Raw genomic sequence first — 17,565 nt, 5'->3', positions numbered from 1 at the left:
CTCGGACGGTGACGCTCGTGAGACAGGCCTGGGTTCGGAGGCGGTTGGATCGCTATGCTGGCCGGAGCGCTTGCAGGGTCGCACCCCTCGGATTGCCGTGGCCGTATAGGTTAAGTTTCGCGAGCGCGGCGGTTCCGAGCCCGACAGAGGGGGTGGCCGTGAGCGAGTGGCAGCCGGCCACCGAGGCTGAGGGCGCCATGCGTGACGCCCTGCGCGCCAATGACCAGGAGCAATACTTCCGCATCCTGGCGCGGACGGACATCTTGCTGCCCATCGCGCCCGAGGGCGTGCAGAGCGGCGACTCCGGCTGGGGCACCTGGACGACCGAGGGCCGCACGCACGTGCTGGCGTTCACGTCGCCCGAGGCGCTCCGGGAGTGCCTCGCCGGGCATCCGGGCACGCATCGGCGGGTGCCGTTCCGTGACCTGTCCGGCATCTGGCCCAACGTCGAGTGGTGGCTGGCGGTCAACCCCGGCCTGCCCATCGAGGGCTACCTGCCGTCGTGGTTCGTGACCCAGATCACTCGCGGCGACGTCCGGCTGCCCGGGCGCACGCTCGGGGCCCGGGCGAGGATCGAGCAGGCGTCCGGCCCGCGGGCCAGGGCGACCGCGCAGGTGCCGGTCCGCGGCGTGCCCAACCAGCCCGCCCCGACGCCGATCGAGCGCCATCGCATGAAGGCCGCCGAGTCGTCGTCGCCCGCACCGACCTCCGCGCCGCCCGGTTCCGGGCCCGGGGCTGCTGGAGCGGGCGGCGCCCGGTCCGGGATGCCTGGTGCCGGCGCCGGTGCTCCGGGAGCCGGCGGTTCGGGGGCCGGTGGGTTCGCGGGCGCGGGGCAGTCGGGGCTCGCCGGGCGGTCGCCTGCGGGGCCGCCGCCGAAGCGGGACGTGCCGCCGCCTGACGTGGCGCCGCCCGGGGCGTTCCTGCCGACGCGGGCCGATCGGCCGATCAACTACGAGCGCACGACTGGGGCCGCGGGCTATGACCGGCCCGCCGACTTCCGCCGTCCCCGGCCGCCGGTGACGCCCGCCGCCGCTCCGCCGCCGGTGCCGCCGCCGACGGGCCGGTCTGGGCTCTTCGACGATTCGGACCGTTCGTCGCTGGACGTGCCGGGCGAACGCGAGCTTTTCGGCGACCTGCAGTCCGAGGCGCCCAGCCGCGCGCCGGGCTGGTCACCTGGTGCCGACACCCGCCCGGCAGCGCAGTCCAAGTCGTCCGGCCTGCCGATGCGGCCGACGTCACCTGCTCCCGGGTCCGCCGGTTCGTCTGGTCTGCCGACGCGGCCCGGCGCCGGTGAGGCCAGTTCGCAGGGCTTCGCGGCGCGTGCCGAGGCAGGTCCCGGTGGCCTGCCGATGCGCCCGACGTCGCCCGCTCCCGGGTCCGCCGGTTCGTCTGGTCTGCCCATGCGGCCCGGTGCCGGTGAGCCCGGTGCGTCGGGCTTCGCGGGGCGTCCGGGTGGTGCCGAGGCTGGTCCTGGTGGCCTGCCGATGCGCCCGACGTCGCCTGCTCCCGGGTCCGCCGGTTCGTCTGGTCTGCCGATGCGACCCGGTGCGGAGCCTGGTGCTTCCGGGCTGCCCACGCGGCCCGGTGGCGAGTCCGGCCTGCCGACGCGGCCTGGTGGTGGTGAGTCCGGTCTGCCGATGCGGCCGACGTCGCCGGCGGGGGGCTTGCCGTCGCGGCCGTCCACGGCGCTTGGTGGTGGCTCGGCGTCCGCTCCCGGGCGGCCGCAGTCCGGTGGCCTGCCCTCGCGCGGTGCTGACGCTCCTGGGCAGGACGACCGTGAGGGCGATCCGCGCCGGTACTGGCCACGCCGCGAACCCGCACGCAGCCTCGGCGAGATCTTCACCGAACACGCCGACCCGGTGATCCCGGCGGCGTGGCAGCCGCCCCCGGACCTGCCGCTGTCGACCGCTCCGCCGCTGCCGACCCGCCAGCCGGGTGGGCGCGGCGAGGCCGACGTGCCGGCCGCGTTCCGGTCTGGAGAGGGCGGCTCGCTGCCGTCCCGGCCGACCCCCGGTGGCGGCTCGCTGCCGTCGCGACCCGGTGCCGGCGAAGGTCCTCAGCCCGGCGGTCCGGGCGCTCTCCCGCAGCGGCCCGCTGGTCAGGGCGCGCCGGGTGGGTTGCCGGTGCGTCCCGGGCTGGTCGACCCCGGCGCGTTCCGGCCCGGTGAGAGCGCACCGCGTGAGGGTGGGTTCCCGCAGCCTGCGCCGGGTGGGTTCCTGGGCGGGCGGGACAGGGACGAGGAGCCCCGCCCGGGTCAGGGCGAGAGCGGGCCGCAGGAGCAGGGCGGTTTCCTGTCCGCACCCGCGGGGTCCCGTGCCGAGGAGCCGCGGCGGCCGCAGACGGAGCCGCCGTTGCCGTTCGACCGGCCGGTGTTCGACCGGCCAGGGTTCAGCCGGCTGGACATCGAGGCGCCCGAGGTCGATGAGGCGCCCGCGCCCGCCGACGAATCTGCCGCGCCGGTGGACGAGCCGAGTTCGCTCTTCGGGCCGGTCAAGGGGCGAGCCAAGGCCGCCGGGTTCGGGCGGGTCTCGGACCTGGACGATCACCCGTTCTTCGCCGATGCCGAGCCTTCCGGGTTCGACATGCCGGGCCGCTCGTCCGGGCTGTCCGACCGCGCGCCGCACGAGCAGGTGCCGTGGGGCCCGGACGCGTTCGAGCAGAGCAACCGCGACCAGATGGCCGGGGAGATCGCCGCCCAGCAGGCCGCCCGCGAACAGGCAGCGCGCGAACAGGCCGCCCAAGAGGCCCGCGAGCAGGAAGCCCGCGAGCAGGCCGCACAGGCCCGGGAGCAGGAAGCCCGGGACCGGGCCGCTCAGGAGGCACGCGAGCAAGAAGCCCGGGAGCAGGAAGCCCGGGAGAGGGCCGAGCGCGAAGCCCGTGAGCGGGCCGCCCGCGAGCTGGCCGAACAGGAAGCCCGGGAACAGGAAGCTCGGGAGCAGGAGGCATGGGAGCGGGCCGAGCAGGAGCGGGCCACGCAGGAGGCCGCCCGGGAGCTGGTGGCCCAGCAGGCCCGCGACCTCGAAGCGCAGGAAGCGGCCCGTGCGCAGGCAGAGCGGGACGCCGAGGCGGCGGCCGCCCAGAGCACGTTCGAGCCGTGGCGGCCGTCCGACGAGGCGACAGGCCTCGACCTGGCGGCCGAGCTGCGGGCGATCGAGGAGCGCGCCGCCCAGGCCAGGGCGGCCGAGGAGCAGGCCGCCCGCGAGCTGGCCGAGCAGCTGCGGGCGATCGAGGAGCGCGTCGCCCGGTCCAGCGCCGTCGAGGACGCCCGCCGCCGCGCCGAGGAGGCCAGCGGCCGAGCCACGGCAACGTCTGAGACAGGCAGCGGCGCCGCGTTCAGCCACGCCGACGCCGACGACGCGGTAGGCAGCTGGACCGGCGCGCAGGACACCCCCCGAGGCGGCAGCGAATCGACCCAGGCGATCGGCCGGCCCGCTGAAGACACCCCGATCTCGTTCTTCGCCGCCGGTGCAGCCGCCGGTGCAGCCGCCGGTACAGCAGCCGAAAACGCAACGGGAGCGGCGCCCTCGCACGAGGTGAGGTCCTTCTTCGAGTCGGTCTACGAGCCCGATCTCGTCGACGAGCCGCCGGTGCGACTGCACGCCGAGGTCGTCGACGCGGAGGTCGTCACCCCGCCCGCGACGGTGCCGGTGAAGTCGGCCGCGGCGCAGGCGCGGGACTTCCGGCCGGCCAACACGGTCGAGCAGGACCTGTTCGAGGCGGTGCAGGCCAACAGCACCGACCGGTTCCTGTCGACGCTGCTGCTGGCCAAGGTCCTGGTGCCGGAGTGGAACGGTGAGGGGCTGATCGACCCGGCGTCGTGGCGGACCGAGCACATGAACGGCCTGCCGCACCTGGTCGTGTTCACGTCCGCGGAGCGGATGGCGGACCGGCTCGGCGCGGACCCGCAGGGTAGCTGGATCAAGTTCACGCGGCTGATCCGCAACTGGCCGCCGGGGGACCAGCTGGCGTTCGCGGTCAACCCGGACTCGCCGACCGGGGCGGTGCTGCCGGGCACGGAGGTCGTGCAGCTCGCGACGTGGGCCGCCGAGCTGGGCCTGGGCGTCGACGAGCCGGAGCCGGTGCAGCCCGCGGCGGCGGCGAGCCCCGTGCAGCAGCCGAGGCCGGCGTTCGAGCCGCCGGCGGCCAGCGGGCCGCTGCTGATGCAGAAGCCGATCTCGCCCGAGCAGCTGTCGTACTACCTGGAGCGCGGCTACGACCGGGTGTCGGGCTTCGTGCACCGCGCCGGCGAGGTGGCGCATCTGCAGACGCCGGAGCAGCTCTATCAGGCGCTGGGTCTGGGGTACGCGGGCTCGTCGTTCAAGCCGGACGCCGAGGAGGCGTACGTGCTGCGCTGGAAGGCGTACCGCGGCGACCTGTACCGGATCCCTTACGGCGGGTCGCACGAGGCGGGGATGCGGGCGATGGAGGGCTGGGTCATCGAGCGCCCGCCGTTCCGGGGCAACGGGTTCGCGCCGAGCGACACCAGCGACGTGATCGCCGAGTTCAAGGTCGACAGCGCCCGGCTGCCGCACCACGCGGAGCTGTGGCGGCTGCGGCGCGACGGCAGGCAGGAGCTGATCGCCCGCCTCGACGCCGACGGGCCGGCGTGGCGGAAGGGCCAGGAGCTGTGATCCGGGACGGTTACGCGGCCCGCTGGCAGGGCGCGGAGTACGAGGCCAGCCCGGACGGCGACAACGTCCGCCTGTACCGGCCGGATCCGAGCGACGGCTTCGAGGAGGTGCGACCCGGGCGGTTCCGGCGGGTGGTGCCGCTCGGCGAGGTCGACTTCGCGTACGTCCGCACGACGTGCTTCTGGCGCGACGAGCCGTTCATCGTGCTCGGCGAGCACGACGGATGGCTGCGCGTCGAGTACACCGGCGGCAAGGCGACCGTGGCCGCCGAGCTCGGCCTGGAGGAGTTCGACTACGGCGTGTATCAGGGCTGGGCCCCCCGCGCTGACGTCAGCGAATTACGGGAGTATCGGGTCTAGCCCGTTTTGATCCACCGCAGGATCTCCCCGGTCACGAGCTCCGGCTGCTCGAGATGCGGGAAGTGCCCGACATCGGGGATCAGTCGCCACTCGTACTCGGCCTGCGCGTAACGGCCCGAGCCCTGCGCGGTCCGCGGCAGCACCGCCGTGTCCAGCGCGCCGTGCAGCTGGAGCACGGGCGCGGTGATCGGCGTCTGGAGCTGCTTGACGAAGCGGTACCCCTGCAGCCGCAACGCCGACCGCGCCGCCCACCGGTAGGTCTCCAGGGCGCAGAACGCCGCCTGCGGGATGCGCATCGCCTGCCGGCAGCAGTGCTCGTAGTCGCGGTACTCATCGGTGCCGACCCACGCCGGCCCGCCCCACATCGCCAGGTACTCGCCGACCAGCGCGGCGTTGTCGCGGGTCAGCACGTGCTCGAAGCGCGGCAGCTGAAACTTCAGCACCGGTCGCGCGGCCGCGAGCTGGCCGCGGGGGTCGGTCGCGAGCGCCGCCCGCAGCCGCAGCGGGTGCGCCGCGCCGAGCACGACCAGGCGCCGGACCAGCTTCGGGTGGAACGCCGCCGTCGCCCAGCCGATCATGCCGCCGTACCCGGCGCCGACGAGGTGCGCGGTCCGCTCGCCGAGCGCGCGGATCAGCCCGGCGACGTCACCCGCCATCGTGTACCCGTCGTAACCGCGCGGTGGCTTGTCGCTCGCACCGTAGCCGCGCAGGTCGACGGCCACCGCCCGGAAGCCGGCGTCGGCGATCGCGCTGAGCTGGTGGTGCCACGCGTACCAGAACTCGGGGAAGCCGTGCAGAAACAGCACGAGCGGACCGGTTCCGGCCTCCACGACGTGGAACCTCGTGCCGTTGGCGCTGACGAAGCGGTGCGACCACGGCCCGTCGAGCATGACGCACGTGTCGTCTACCGCGGGGTTCATGTAGCTCAGCGTAGGGCCCCGGAGCCCGGATCCCTGCCAGGCGACCGGGTGTGATCCGCCGCTCCGGGGAACGCCGAGGGTTCTCGGCAGGGGTGGGTCACGCTTAGCGTGCAGCGCATGAGCCTGCCGTTGCCGCTGATCGAAGTATCGGGCACACCTGGTGAGTGTGGCGTCGCTTACGGTGCTGCCGCCCGTTCGATGATCGCGGCGAACACCGCCAACTACATCGAGCGGTTCGCGGCGACGGGGCTCGACCGCCCGGCCGTCCGGCGCGCCGGCAGCCTGTTCCGCGCCGCGTCCCGGCAGCACGCCCCCCGCGTGGCGGAGATGCTCGACGGTGTCGCTGAGGGTGCCGGTGTACCGGTGGAGGAGATCTACGCCCTCAACGCGCGCACGGAGCTGCTGTACGGCAACACGGAATGCACCTCGATCGGCGTGCTGGACGGGCGGACGGCCTCCGGTCACACCCTCCTGGCGCAGAACTGGGACTGGCACCCGGCGCAACGCCCGTACACGCTGCTGCTGGCGACCCGGGACGAGCGTGGATCGACGGTGCTCACGCTGACCGAGGCCGGCATGCTGGCCAAGACGGGGTTCAACGACGCCGGCCTGGGCGTGTGCGTCAACATGCTCACCAGCGACCGCGACGGCCGGCCCGGCGGCGTGCCCTATCACGTCCTGCTCCGCGCCGTGCTGGAGGAGGACGTGCTCGGCACGGCGCTGCGGGTGGCGTGCTCCACGCCGCGCAGCGCGAGCATCAACCTGCTGCTCGGTCAGGCGTTCGCCGCGGGTGTACCGGGGGAGCTGATCGATCTGGAGGTCGCTCCCGGTGACGTCGGCGTGCTGCATCCGGTCGACGGCGTGATCACCCACGCCAACCACTTCGAGGCGCTGCCGACGGTGCGCGACACGTTCCGCGACTTCGGCGGCTCGTCGTTCTTCCGCGGTGCCCGGGCGCGCCGCCTGCTCGGCACGCTCCCTGTGGATGAGAAGCACCTCCAGGCGGTGCTCGCGGACCACGGCGGCCACCCGCAGGCGATCTGCCGGCACGACGTGAACGCGCCGACGGAGGAGGACCGCTCGGAGTCGCTGTACGCCGTGATCCTCGACCTCGACGAGCGCCGGATGTCCATCGCCGCCGGCCCGTCGTGTCAGGCCGACACGTATCACGAGGTCCGACTAACCGGACTTTTCGCCTGACCACTGCGGTGCAGAACCACCTTAAATGTATCTGTGCTGATGAGGCTGTTCCGGCGGCCGGCCGCTGCCGTCAGAAGGCCTGTTTCCGCAGCTCAGCACGGTTAAGTCCGGCAGGTCCCCGGTGATCTTCGCGGTGGGTGGTCGCGCGACTCCTTAAGTCCTGGTCAGAGCGCTTCATACGCGGCTTGTCGGTGCTCTTGGCACCTACTACCTTCCCGATCGACGCACGTGAGCCCCCACCTCGTCGGAATCGGGATTTGTAGATGAACGAGCGAGACGTGCCGAGACGGCGCCCGGGACAGGGCCCTGACGGTAATTACGACCCGTACGCCGACTCGTACTACGAGTCCGGCTACGAGGACCAGACCGGCAGCGGCCGGCGTGGTTACGACCGCGCCATGCCCGCCGACCGCGGCGGCTCGGGCCCGCACTTCTACGACCCCAGCACCGCCGCCCGCAACTACGGCGCGGGCCTGCCCGACATCGATGACGAGGACTTCGACGACGAGCAGCCGTCGAACTGGCGCCGCCGCACGGCGATGATCGCCATCGGCGGTGGAGCGGCAGCCCTCATCGGTGGTGGCGCCTACGCCGTCACGCAGTTCTTCGGCGAGGGCACCCAGCCCTCCAACGTCGGCGCCGAGACGCCCGTCGACACCGCCGCCCCGGCGTACGTCGACCAGAACCAGAGCCTGATGAACGGCCAGGCCGGCCTCGGCATCCGCAAGAACACGCCGACCACGGGCAACTCGTTCGGCACCCCCGCCGACGCCGCCAAGAACGCCAAGGTCACCGCGAAGACCGTGCTGCCGACCAAGGACCCGGTCCGGCACCTCGCTTCACGGCTGACCTTCGGGCCGAACGCCAAGACGATCGCCGACATCAACAAGCTCGGCATCAACGGCTGGATCGCCAAGCAGCTGAAGCCCGAGACGATCCCGCTCACGCGCGGCGAGCAGAAGGCCGACGCCGAGCTGGTCACCTGGGCCATGTCGTACGAGCAGCTGAAGGCCCAGCGCGAGGACCTGGACAAGAAGGGCATCCAGGCCGACGACCAGAACGTCCGCTACGCGATCGCCAAGCAGCTCTTCTCCGACCGCCAGCTCTTCGAGATGATGGTCGACTTCTTCGGCGACTACTTCCACGTCGCGGCCTTCCACGACGGCAACGAGCTGATCCGCGCCTCCTTCGAGCGCGACGTCATCCGCAAGCACGCGCTGGGCAACTACGTCGACATGTTCGTCGCCGGCAACAAGCACGCGGCGCTGCTGCGGTACCTCGACCAGGACGAGTCGACCAAGGACCAGATCAACGAGAACCTCGCCCGCGAGAACCTCGAGCTCTACACGGTCGGCGCCTTCAACGGCTACACCGAGACCGACGTCCGGCAGGCCGCCATGCTGCAGACCGGTCGCAGCATCCGGGACAACCAGTACGTCTACCGCCCGGAGCAGCACTACGTCGGCCCCGTGAAGATCATGGGCTTCTCGCACGCGAACGGCGACGCGGCCGGCGGTGAAGCGGTCCAGGAGGCGTACTTCCGCTACATCGCGCTGCACCCGAACACCGCGCGGTACATGGCGCAGAACCTCGCGACCCGCTTCGTCTCCGACGTGCCGCCGAAGACGCTGGTCGACGCCATGGCGAAGACCTACCTGGACAAGAAGAGCAACATCCCGGCCGTGCTCATGACGATGCTGAGCCGCACCGAGTTCTGGGAGTCCGTCGGCCAGAAGGTGCGCCGCCCTGGCGAGTACCTCACCGCGACCTACCGCGCGCTGGACATCGGCGCCGAGGCCCCGGCCGGCTTCACCTCCAACAACATGAACGTCAGCCCGATGGTCCAGGGCCTCGGCGACATCAAGCGCAAGCTGGAGGAGTACGGCCACGCCCCAATGGAGCTGCCGACCCCCAACGGCTACCCGGACGTCTACGTCGCCTGGACCTCTGCCGGCACGATGGTCAACCAGTGGAACGACGCGTACGGCGCCGTCACCGGCGGCCGCCGCCAGTTCACCTGGCAGAAGCCCGAGGCGATCATCGCCGCGCCGCCGGCGACCGCGGGTGCCTACCTCGACGCGCTGACCAAGAAGCTCATCAACGTCACGCTCGACAACGACCGCCGCCTGGCGATCCTGCACATCCTCGGCCCGGCGACGACCGCGAGCACCCCCGTCGACGCCACGTTCAACGGCGCGATCGCCTCCATCGTCCGGGCGATCTTCGCCACTCCCCACCACCACCTCCGGTAAGTCGAGGCATACCAATGGAGAAGACAGTGCGCGCACAACACCCGTCACTGCACCCTGAGTGCCCCGACCTGCTGAAGCTCGGCCCCAACCGGTTCGAGGCCGCCCTGCGCGCCGAGGCCGTCGCGGTGCAGGAGGAACAGAAGGCGACCCGCGACGAGTACCTCGAGCTCGCCCGTCAGGAAGACGAGCAGGACGATGGCAAGGGCGTCACCCGCCGCCGGTTCTTCGTCGGCGCCGCGGCCACCACGACCGCCCTCGCGACCAGCCAGTTCCTGACCACGCAGGCCTCGTTCGCGGCCACCCCGACCGGCACGCTCATCCACGTGTTCCTGTACGGCGGCGCCGACGGGCTCTCGCTCTTCGCCCCGATGAACGACGCGGTCCTGCAGCGCGTCCGCCCCAGCTTCACACTGCCGGAGAACGGGTCCATCCCGCTGGACCGCGGGTTCGGCCTCAACCAGTCCTTCGCCCCGCTGAAGAAGTACCTGGACGGGGGCCAGCTGGCCTTCATCCCGGCCGTCAGCGACCGGCGCCTCGACCGCAGTCACTTCGCCGCGACCGACATCTGCCAGCTCGGCGGCCTCCCCGCCGAGACCGGCGGCATGGGCTGGCTGACCAACCTCGCCGACAAGCTCGGCCCGGGCACCGCCTTCCGCGCCATCGGCATCGGCTCGACCCTGCCCCGCTCCCTCGTGGGCGGCGGCGGCGCGCTCGCGCTCAACAGCGTCGGCTCCCTCAACGTGAACGGCGACGGCAAGTACAAGCAGGCCACCGTCGACGCCATTCAGAAGCTCTTCACCGGCACCAACCACCCGATCGAGGCCCCGGTGAAGGCCGGCATCGACGCCCTCACCCTCGCCTCCACGCTGGCGCAGAAGGGCTACACCCCCACCGAGGGCGTCAAGTACACCGGCGTGGGCAACGCCTTCAAGGAGCTCGCCCAGCTCATCAAGGGCGGCGCCAACGTCCGCATCGCCACGATCGGCATGGGCGGCTACGACACCCACGAGAACCAGGGCACCCGCGGCGGCTACCTGGCCGGGCGCTTCGGCGAGCTGGCCGCCGGCATGGCCGCCTTCTTCGACGACCTGGGCGACCTGGCCGCCAACATCACCGTCATGGTCTCCACCGAGTTCGGCCGCCGCGTCGCGGAGAACGGCGGCGGCACCGACCACGGCAAGGGCGGCGGCGTCATCGTCCTGTCCGGCAAGAAGCTCGCCGGCAACCTCCTCGGCAACTGGAACGGCCTCACCACCCTCACCAACGGCGACGTCCCCGAGTACAACAACATGTTCAGCGTCTTCGGCTCAGTGGCCCAGGGCCGCTTCGGCCTGACCGACGCCGAGGTCGGGCAGATCTTCCCGCGCCAGACCTACACGCCGGTCAAGATCTACGCGTAGCTCCACCTACGCGTAAGTAGGGGCGGCCCCGGTCCCGGGGGCCGCCCCGCTGTTCTTGTTCTTCCGCCCCACCGCTGTTGCGGCGGGTCCCAGCGGGGATTCTCACCCGACCGCTGTGCTTCCGCCCCACCGCTGCGCGGCGGGTCCCGGCGGGGATTCTCACCCGCACCCCAATGCGCCGCTGCGCGGCGCACAGCCGACGCTTGCGCGTGGCTGGAGTTGCGCATACGCGCCCATCCCGTGGTCACCCGCCGCCGCGCCCGGGGGAGAGCCACCCCGACGCCGACAACCGGGGCCATCCGCCGCGACTGTTGATCGAAGGACGGTCGTGGCCGTGCGGGCGACCATCACGCGACTTGGATCATGTGTGGTGGCCGCTGGGGGCGGTCGTTCTTAAGCCTGGTCCGCGTGTGAATGCTGGTCTGGGCCGAGGGGCGTTCGCGGCGTCTGGTGATCGAAGGACGGTCGTGGCTGTGTGGGCGACCATCACGCGACTTGGATCATGTGTGGTGGCCGCTGTGGGCGTGATTGTTCTTGGGCCTGGTCCGTGTGCGATTGCTGGTCTGGGCCGAGGGGCGTTCGCCGCGTCTGGTGATCGAAGGACGGCCGTGGCTGTGTGGGCGACCGCGACGCGACTTGGATCACGAGTGGGGACTACGCCGCCAGGTGCATCCGGCCGAGACGGGCTCGCGCGCCATCCATTGCCCGCCAGGCTGCGGGCCGAACCGGCTCTGCTGTTGATCCAAGACGGCCGTGGTTGTCCGGGTGGGCCACTACGCGAGTGGAATCACGAGCGGCGGCCGGAAGCGCCCGAACGCATCTATCCGACAGGCGCGCCACCCATCGGTCCCGGCTCGATGGAGTTGGGCTCGCTGCTTTCTGACCGCCGGCCACGTAGTCGTCTGGCTTGGCTCGGCCGGCTCCGGCTGACGACAGGCGCGCCCTTCGTCGGTCCTGGTCCGATGGAGTGGGGCTCGCTGGCTTCTGACCGCTGGCTTCGTGGTCGTCTGGCTGTTGGCTCGCCCGGCTTCGGCTGACAGCAGGCTCCGCGTCAGCGACCTCTGGCTCGGTTGGCTTCGGCGGATGGCTGGGCTTCGCGACGGGCCGGCAGCGGTGAGACACTGCCGGCCCGGGAAGCGGAGCTGTCAGTCCTCGGACTTGCCCGACTGGAGGCCGGACGAGATCAGGTCCATGACGGTCGAGTCCTGCAGGGTGGTGACGTCGCCCAGGCTGCGGTTCTCGGCGACGTCGCGGAGCAGCCGGCGCATGATCTTGCCGGAGCGGGTCTTCGGGAGCTCCGGCACGAGCATGATCTGGCGGGGCTTGGCGATCGGGCCCAGGGTCTTCGCGACGTGGTTGCGCAGCTCCTGGATGAGCGCCTCGCCCGCGTCGCCCTCCGTGTCGACGCCGCCGCGCGGGATGGTGAACGCGACGATCGCCTGCCCCGTCGTCGGGTCGGTGGCGCCGACGACCGCGGCCTCCGCGACCTTCGGGTGGCTGACGAGCGCGGACTCGACCTCGGTCGTGGAGATGTTGTGACCCGAGACGAGCATGACGTCGTCGACGCGGCCGAGGAGCCACAGGTCGCCGTCGGCGTCCTTCTTGGCGCCGTCACCGGCGAAGTACATGTCCTGGAAGCGTGACCAGTACGTCTCCTTGAACCGCTCGTCGTCGCCCCAGATGGTGCGCAGCATCGACGGCCACGGCTCGCGCAGGACCAGGTAGCCGCCACCGCCGTCGGGGACGGACTGGGCCTGGTCGTCGACGACGTCAGCGGAGATGCCCGGCAGCGGCCGCATGGCGCTGCCCGGCTTGGCGGCGGTGACGCCCGGCAGCGGGGAGATCATGATGGCGCCGGTCTCGGTCTGCCACCAGGTGTCCACGATCGGGCAGCGGTCGCCGCCGATGTGCTCCCGATACCACATCCAGGCCTCGGGGTTGATCGGCTCGCCCACAGAGCCCAGCAGGCGCAGCGAGGAGAGGTCGAACCCGGCGGGGATGTCGTCGCCCCACTTCATGAACGTGCGGATCGCCGTCGGCGCCGTGTACAGAATGGTGATCTTGTACTTCTGGATGAGCTCCCAGAAGCGGCCACGGTGCGGCGTGTCGGGCGTGCCCTCGTACATGACCTGCGTGGCGCCGTTGGACAGCGGCCCGTAGACGATGTAGCTGTGCCCGGTCACCCAGCCGATGTCGGCGGTGCACCAGTACACATCGCTGTCGGGCTTGAGGTCGAACACCGCGTTGTGCGTGTAGCTCGCCTGGGTCAGGTACCCGCCGGTGGTGTGCAGGATGCCCTTCGGCTTCGCCGTGGTGCCCGACGTGTAGAGGATGAACAGCGGGTGCTCGGCGTCGAACGCCTCCGCGGTGTGCTCGGCGGAGGCGGTCTCCACGACGTCGTGCCACCACAGGTCGCGGCTGTCGTCCCAGTCGACGTCCTGGCCGGTGCGGCGCACCACGATGACCTTCTCGATGCTCGGCGACTTGGCCGCGGCCTCGTCGACGATCGCCTTGAGGCCGCTGGGCTTGCCGCGGCGGAAGCCGCCGTCGGCGGTGATGACGACCTTGGCGCTGGCGTCGTTGACCCGGCCGCCGAGCGCGTCGGCCGAGAAGCCGCCGAAGACGACGCTGTGGGTCGCGCCGATGCGGGCGCAGGCGAGCATCGCGACCGCGGCCTCGGGGATCATCGGCATGTAGATCGCGACCCGGTCGCCGGCGGTGACGCCGAGGTCGGTCAGCGCGTTGGCGGCCTGGCACACGGAGCGGTGCAGGTCGGAATACGTGATGGTGCGGGTGTCGCCGGGCTCGCCCTCCCAGTGGATGGCGACCTTGTCGCCGCGGCCGGCCTCGACGTGCCGGTCGACGCAGTTGTACGCCACATTGAGCTGGCCGCCCACGAACCACTTGGCGAACGGCGGGTTGGTCCAGTCAAGGACCTGCTCCCACTCCTTGGCCCAGCTCAGCCGGTGGGCCTGCTTCTCCCAGAATGCGAGCCGGTCCTGCGTGGCCTCTGCGTAGGCACCCTCCGTCACGTTGGCGGCGGCGGCGAACTCGGCAGGCGGGGGAAACTGCCGGGTCTCGTTGAGAAGGTTTTCCAAGGTCTCGCTCATCGGTGATGGCTCCTCGATGTGGTCCAGCTCTCGCAAGCAGGCTAGTTGGGGGGTGTGACAGTTTGCGAGTGTTCTGCGCTGAGTGGCGCCTGTGAAGCGCCGGGCTCTTCTGTAAGTATTGTTACCAGTAGGGGCACGATACCGTTTGCCCGTGCAAGATGACCCACTCGCTCCGCTGTTGGATCTGGCCGATGTCCGGCCGGCGTTCGACGCCGCGCGCGTCGCCGTCGACGCGGCCATGCGCCACCGTGCCCTGCGCCGCTCCGGCGGGCCCGTCGCCGCCGAGGTCGCCCTGCGTTCGTCGGTCGCCAGCGCGGCGCTCGACACGCACGGCTTCGACCTCGAAGGAGTGCGGGCCGGTGTCGTGACCGACCCGGTGGTCCACGGCGCGCTGCGGGCGACCGCGGCCCTCGACGGGCTGACAGGCACCTGGTCGAAGGCGCCCCGCCAGGCGCTCGCCCGGCTGCACACGCTGGTCGCCCGCGACGTCGTGCCCGAGGCGTCGCTCGGCCGGCCGGTCAAGCCGGAGGCCGCGACGCGTCTCGATGCACTGTCAGCGCTCATCACCGGCGGCACGAAGGTGCCCGTGTTGGTGTTGGCGGCTGTCGTACATGGTGAGCTTCTGGCTCTGAAGTCTTTTGACGGGCCGAACGGTGTGGTGGCGCGTGCGGCGGCGCGGCTGACCTTGATCGGCGGCGGGTTGGACCCCCGGGGCCTGCTGGCGATGGATGTGGGCCACCGTAGCCGCGAGCCCGAGTATGTCGGTGCGGCCAACGCCTTCGCGACGGGCACGCCGGATGGTCTGCGCTCCTGGCTGCGCCACTACGCGACGGCGGCCGAGCGGGCGGCCGAGGAGCTGGTCGAGATCTGCGACAGCGGCGCCTACGTACAGTGAACGGCGCCCCATCGAGAGGCGCCGTCACACACGTCCTACCGGGTTACCATGCGTGCACTTTGAGTCCGTTGTCGGCGGTCCTTGTGGAGCCGCCGCAACGCGCCTACCGCGGCTGATCGCTCGTGGGTGCCCGGTGGCCGTGCACGAGATCCGTGCAGATCCCGCTCTTCTGTTCTACGCCGCGACCTCCATGAGCGGAAGTCCTCGGCGGCAGAATGTGACGGATGGTGCTGCTGTGATCATGCCGCGGTGAGGGCCGCCTTGGTCCGGCGGTGCTTGCTGTACAGCGCGAACGCGATCGCCAGCCCGACACCGACGCCGATCGCGGCGGCCGTCACGGGCACCGCCGGCCGCTCCCGCAGCCGCCGGCTGAGCGGGATCGGGTGCCGGAATGCGAGCATCGGCCAGCCGCGCTCAATCGCGATCTTGCGGAGGCCGCGATCGGGATTGACGGCCGTCGGGTGTCCGACGAGGCTCAGCAGCCCGGCGTCGGTGACCGAGTCCGAATAGGCGAAACAGGCAGCGAGGTCGTAGTCACGCTCCGCTGTGAGCTCCTTGACCGCGACGACCTTGTTGGGTCCGGCGGCGTAGAAGTCGACGTCACCGGTGTAGCAGCCGTCCTCGCCGATGACCATGCGGGTCGCGACGATGTCGGTGACACCGAGCTGCTCGCCGATCGGCCGCACCATCTCGTCGCCCGAGGTCGAGACCAGGACCACGTCCCGGCCGGCGGCACGGTGCTCCTCGATGAGCAGCACGGCCTCCGCGTAGATGTACGGGCTGATCAGCTCCTCGAGCGTCTCCCGCACGATCTGCCGGACCTGCTCGGCGCGCCAGCCCTTGACCAGGGCCGCGAGGTAGTCCCGTGTCTTCGCCATGGTCTGCTCGTCGGAGCCGCCGCCGACGCGGAAGAGCAGCTGCGCGTAGGCGCCTTTGATCACGTCGCGGCGGTTGATCAGCCCATCGCGATAGAACGGTCGACCGAAGGCCAAGGCGCTTGACTTGGCGATCACCGTTTTGTCCAGGTCGAAAAACGCGGCGCTACGCCCCACGGCGGGCAAGTGTAGCGTTGTCGGACATGGTGTGGGGGCCGGACGCCGCAACCCCGACTACGGATCACGCTGGGCGTGTGCTCGATCACGCAAGATTACCGGCGGGCGAAATATTGATTGGCGTTCCGGGCGTGTTGCGGGCCGGGCCTACTCGACGTATGGCGGTCCACTCAGGCATGCTTATGTTTACGACGCGGTTTCACGTCGACGCGACAACGATCTGCTATTGACTCTCAGCGGTTGCACCCCCCGTAGCCGCTGAGTGGGTTCGGCTCGACCCCCCCGGAGCCGAACCCCCGGCGACCCCCGTCACCCCCCGGCGGGGGTCGTCCCCTTTGTATCTCGACTGCCACATGGCGTTTTGCCGGGTGGCCCGGCGATTGGTCGGGCTAAGGGCATTGACGCTCGATGCTTTGTTGAGCGTTCACGGTTAGGCATCTCCTGCCGTTTTGATTTTCCTCCACGGTACTGCCGGGGCACCGCAACGCGGCATTACACCCGATTTGTCCGTACTGCTGTAGCAGATCGACTGATGGTGCGGGAGATATCCACAAGCGGCGGGTTATCCACAGAAACGAGTCGGCGGTCGAGCGGCCGCGGCGAGGTCGGGGCGATGGTGTGCGGAGTCCACCAGCCCGTCTAGACCGTGGAGCACGCCGTGACCCGTCACCGACCGCTGCTCGTCACCGCCGACGTCGACCTGCTCGACGACGTGCTCGCCCTCGCCGCCGGGGTCGCCCTCGACGTCGACGTCGAGCACGGACCCGAGCCGGCCAGGGCCCGATATCCCCACGCGCCGATCGTCCTGATCGGCGACGCCGCGGCGCAGGCGTGCGCCCGGGCCCACCTGCCGCGCCGGCGAGGCGTCGTGCTGCTGACCCGCGACCACGGGACGGACCGCCTGGCGGCGCTCGCCGACGCGGTCGGCGCCGAACAGATCGTCCGCTTCCCCGACGGCGCCGCATGGCTCACCGAGCGCCTCGCCACGGTGGCCCACGGGCCCGCCGTCACCGTCTCCGCCCGCGGCAGGATCCTCGCCGTCCTCGGCGGGCGCGGCGGCGCGGGTGCCAGCGTCCTCGCCGCCGCCCTGGCGATCACCGCCGGCAACGTCGGCCTGCGCTCCCTGCTCGTCGACGCCGACCCCCTCGGCGGCGGCGCCGACCTGATCCTCGGCTGGGAAAACGTCGCCGGCCTGCGCTGGCCCGCGCTCGCCGCGACGAGCGGCGCCGTCGACCCACCGGCGCTCGTCTCGGCCCTGCCCAGCCGCGGCGACGTGGCCGTCCTGTCCTGCGACCGCGGCCAGCCCGGCGGCCTGTCGCAGGACGCGATGGCCGCCGCGCTCGACGCCGGCAGCCGCGGCCGCGACCTCGTCGTCACCGACCTGCCCCGATCGCTGGACGACGCGGCGGTCCTCGCCCTGCGCGCCGCCGACCGGGTGCTCCTCGTCGTGCCGGCCGAGCTGCGCGCCTGCGTCGCCGCCGCCAGGGTCGCCGCGACCGTCACGCCACACACCGACGAGCTGCGGCTGGTCGTCCGGGGCCCCGCGCCGGGCCGGCTGCGCACCAGGGACATCGCACGCTCGCTTGGCGTGCCGGTCGCCGGCACTCTGCGCGCCGAGCCCGGCCTCACGCGCCGGCTCGAGAAGGGCAGCCCACCGGCCGGCGACGGCCGCGGCCCCCTCGCCCACCTCTGCCGCCGCATCATCGGCGACCTCGGCCTGGCGACCGGAGCGGCGGCATGAGCGCG

At 71.6% G+C, this 17,565-nt stretch carries 10 protein-coding genes; 7 read left to right on the top strand and 3 right to left on the bottom strand.

Going from position 1 to position 17,565, the window contains the following annotated elements; genetic code table 11:
- The first annotated feature begins 158 nt into the window (after positions 1-158).
- Together ABZ321_RS04965 and ABZ321_RS04960 are read left to right on the top strand one after the other, a co-directional pair.
- Positions 159-4,631 carry an SseB family protein gene (locus ABZ321_RS04965; protein ID WP_354889442.1) on the top strand — a complete coding sequence of 1,491 codons (4,473 nt, stop codon included), beginning with the start codon at positions 159-161 and terminating at the stop codon, positions 4,629-4,631.
- Positions 4,628-4,990 (top strand): hypothetical protein, encoded by a 363-nt coding sequence (locus ABZ321_RS04960; protein ID WP_344509059.1) that lies wholly within the window; start codon positions 4,628-4,630, stop codon positions 4,988-4,990. The genes ABZ321_RS04965 and ABZ321_RS04960 overlap by 4 nt, the downstream gene beginning before the upstream one ends.
- Here ABZ321_RS04960 and ABZ321_RS04955 read toward each other — a convergent pair.
- On the bottom strand, positions 4,987-5,910 hold the full coding sequence (locus ABZ321_RS04955) for an alpha/beta hydrolase (protein ID WP_354889439.1): 924 nt from the start codon (positions 5,908-5,910) through the stop codon (positions 4,987-4,989). The genes ABZ321_RS04960 and ABZ321_RS04955 overlap by 4 nt on opposite strands.
- Before the next feature lie 117 nt (positions 5,911-6,027).
- Here ABZ321_RS04955 and ABZ321_RS04950 point away from each other — a divergent pair, with 117 nt between their 5' ends.
- The 3 genes from ABZ321_RS04950 to ABZ321_RS04940 all read left to right on the top strand — a co-directional run bounded on the left by ABZ321_RS04950 (position 6,028) and on the right by ABZ321_RS04940 (position 10,762).
- Positions 6,028-7,110 carry a C45 family peptidase gene (locus tag ABZ321_RS04950; RefSeq protein WP_354889438.1) on the top strand — a complete coding sequence of 361 codons (1,083 nt, stop codon included), beginning with the start codon at positions 6,028-6,030 and terminating at the stop codon, positions 7,108-7,110.
- Between the two features lie 278 nt (positions 7,111-7,388).
- On the top strand, positions 7,389-9,362 hold the full coding sequence (locus tag ABZ321_RS04945) for a DUF1800 domain-containing protein (protein ID WP_354889437.1): 1,974 nt from the start codon (positions 7,389-7,391) through the stop codon (positions 9,360-9,362).
- Positions 9,363-9,388: 26 nt separating this feature from the next.
- Entirely contained in the window at positions 9,389-10,762 is a 1,374-nt protein-coding gene (locus ABZ321_RS04940) for a DUF1501 domain-containing protein (protein ID WP_344509065.1), read from the top strand.
- Between the two features lie 1,145 nt (positions 10,763-11,907).
- Here ABZ321_RS04940 and acs read toward each other — a convergent pair.
- Positions 11,908-13,872 (bottom strand): acetate--CoA ligase, encoded by a 1,965-nt coding sequence (gene acs / locus ABZ321_RS04935; RefSeq protein ID WP_344509067.1) that lies wholly within the window; start codon positions 13,870-13,872, stop codon positions 11,908-11,910.
- Positions 13,873-14,023: 151 nt separating this feature from the next.
- On the opposite strand from acs, the gene ABZ321_RS04930 reads away from it, so the two are divergent.
- On the top strand, positions 14,024-14,767 hold the full coding sequence (locus ABZ321_RS04930) for an oxidoreductase (RefSeq protein WP_344509069.1): 744 nt from the start codon (positions 14,024-14,026) through the stop codon (positions 14,765-14,767).
- 239 nt (positions 14,768-15,006) lie between these two features.
- Here the strand turns inward: ABZ321_RS04930 and ABZ321_RS04925 are convergent, their stop codons facing one another.
- Positions 15,007-15,819 carry an HAD-IB family hydrolase gene (locus ABZ321_RS04925; RefSeq protein ID WP_354889434.1) on the bottom strand — a complete coding sequence of 271 codons (813 nt, stop codon included), beginning with the start codon at positions 15,817-15,819 and terminating at the stop codon, positions 15,007-15,009.
- A 658-nt stretch (positions 15,820-16,477) separates the two neighbouring features.
- On the opposite strand from ABZ321_RS04925, the gene ssd reads away from it, so the two are divergent.
- On the top strand, positions 16,478-17,560 hold the full coding sequence (gene ssd / locus ABZ321_RS04920; protein WP_354889432.1) for a septum site-determining protein Ssd: 1,083 nt from the start codon (positions 16,478-16,480) through the stop codon (positions 17,558-17,560).
- The last annotated feature ends 5 nt before the right edge of the window (positions 17,561-17,565 follow it).

The organism is Dactylosporangium sp. NPDC006015 (assembly GCF_040614215.1).
Lineage (GTDB): Bacteria > Actinomycetota > Actinomycetes > Mycobacteriales > Micromonosporaceae > Dactylosporangium > Dactylosporangium maewongense.
The sequence above is the reverse complement of the archived record's forward strand: the minus strand, read 5'-3'. Positions and strand labels throughout refer to the sequence as shown.

Excerpts from the sequence above, each read along its gene's own strand:
- ABZ321_RS04955 (WP_354889439.1), bottom strand. The coding sequence starts at position 5,910 with ATGAACCCCGCGGTAGACGACACGTGCGTCATGCTCGACGGGCCGTGG.
- ABZ321_RS04950 (WP_354889438.1), top strand. The coding sequence starts at position 6,028 with ATGAGCCTGCCGTTGCCGCTGATCGAAGTATCGGGCACACCTGGTGAG.
- acs (WP_344509067.1), bottom strand. The coding sequence starts at position 13,872 with ATGAGCGAGACCTTGGAAAACCTTCTCAACGAGACCCGGCAGTTTCCC.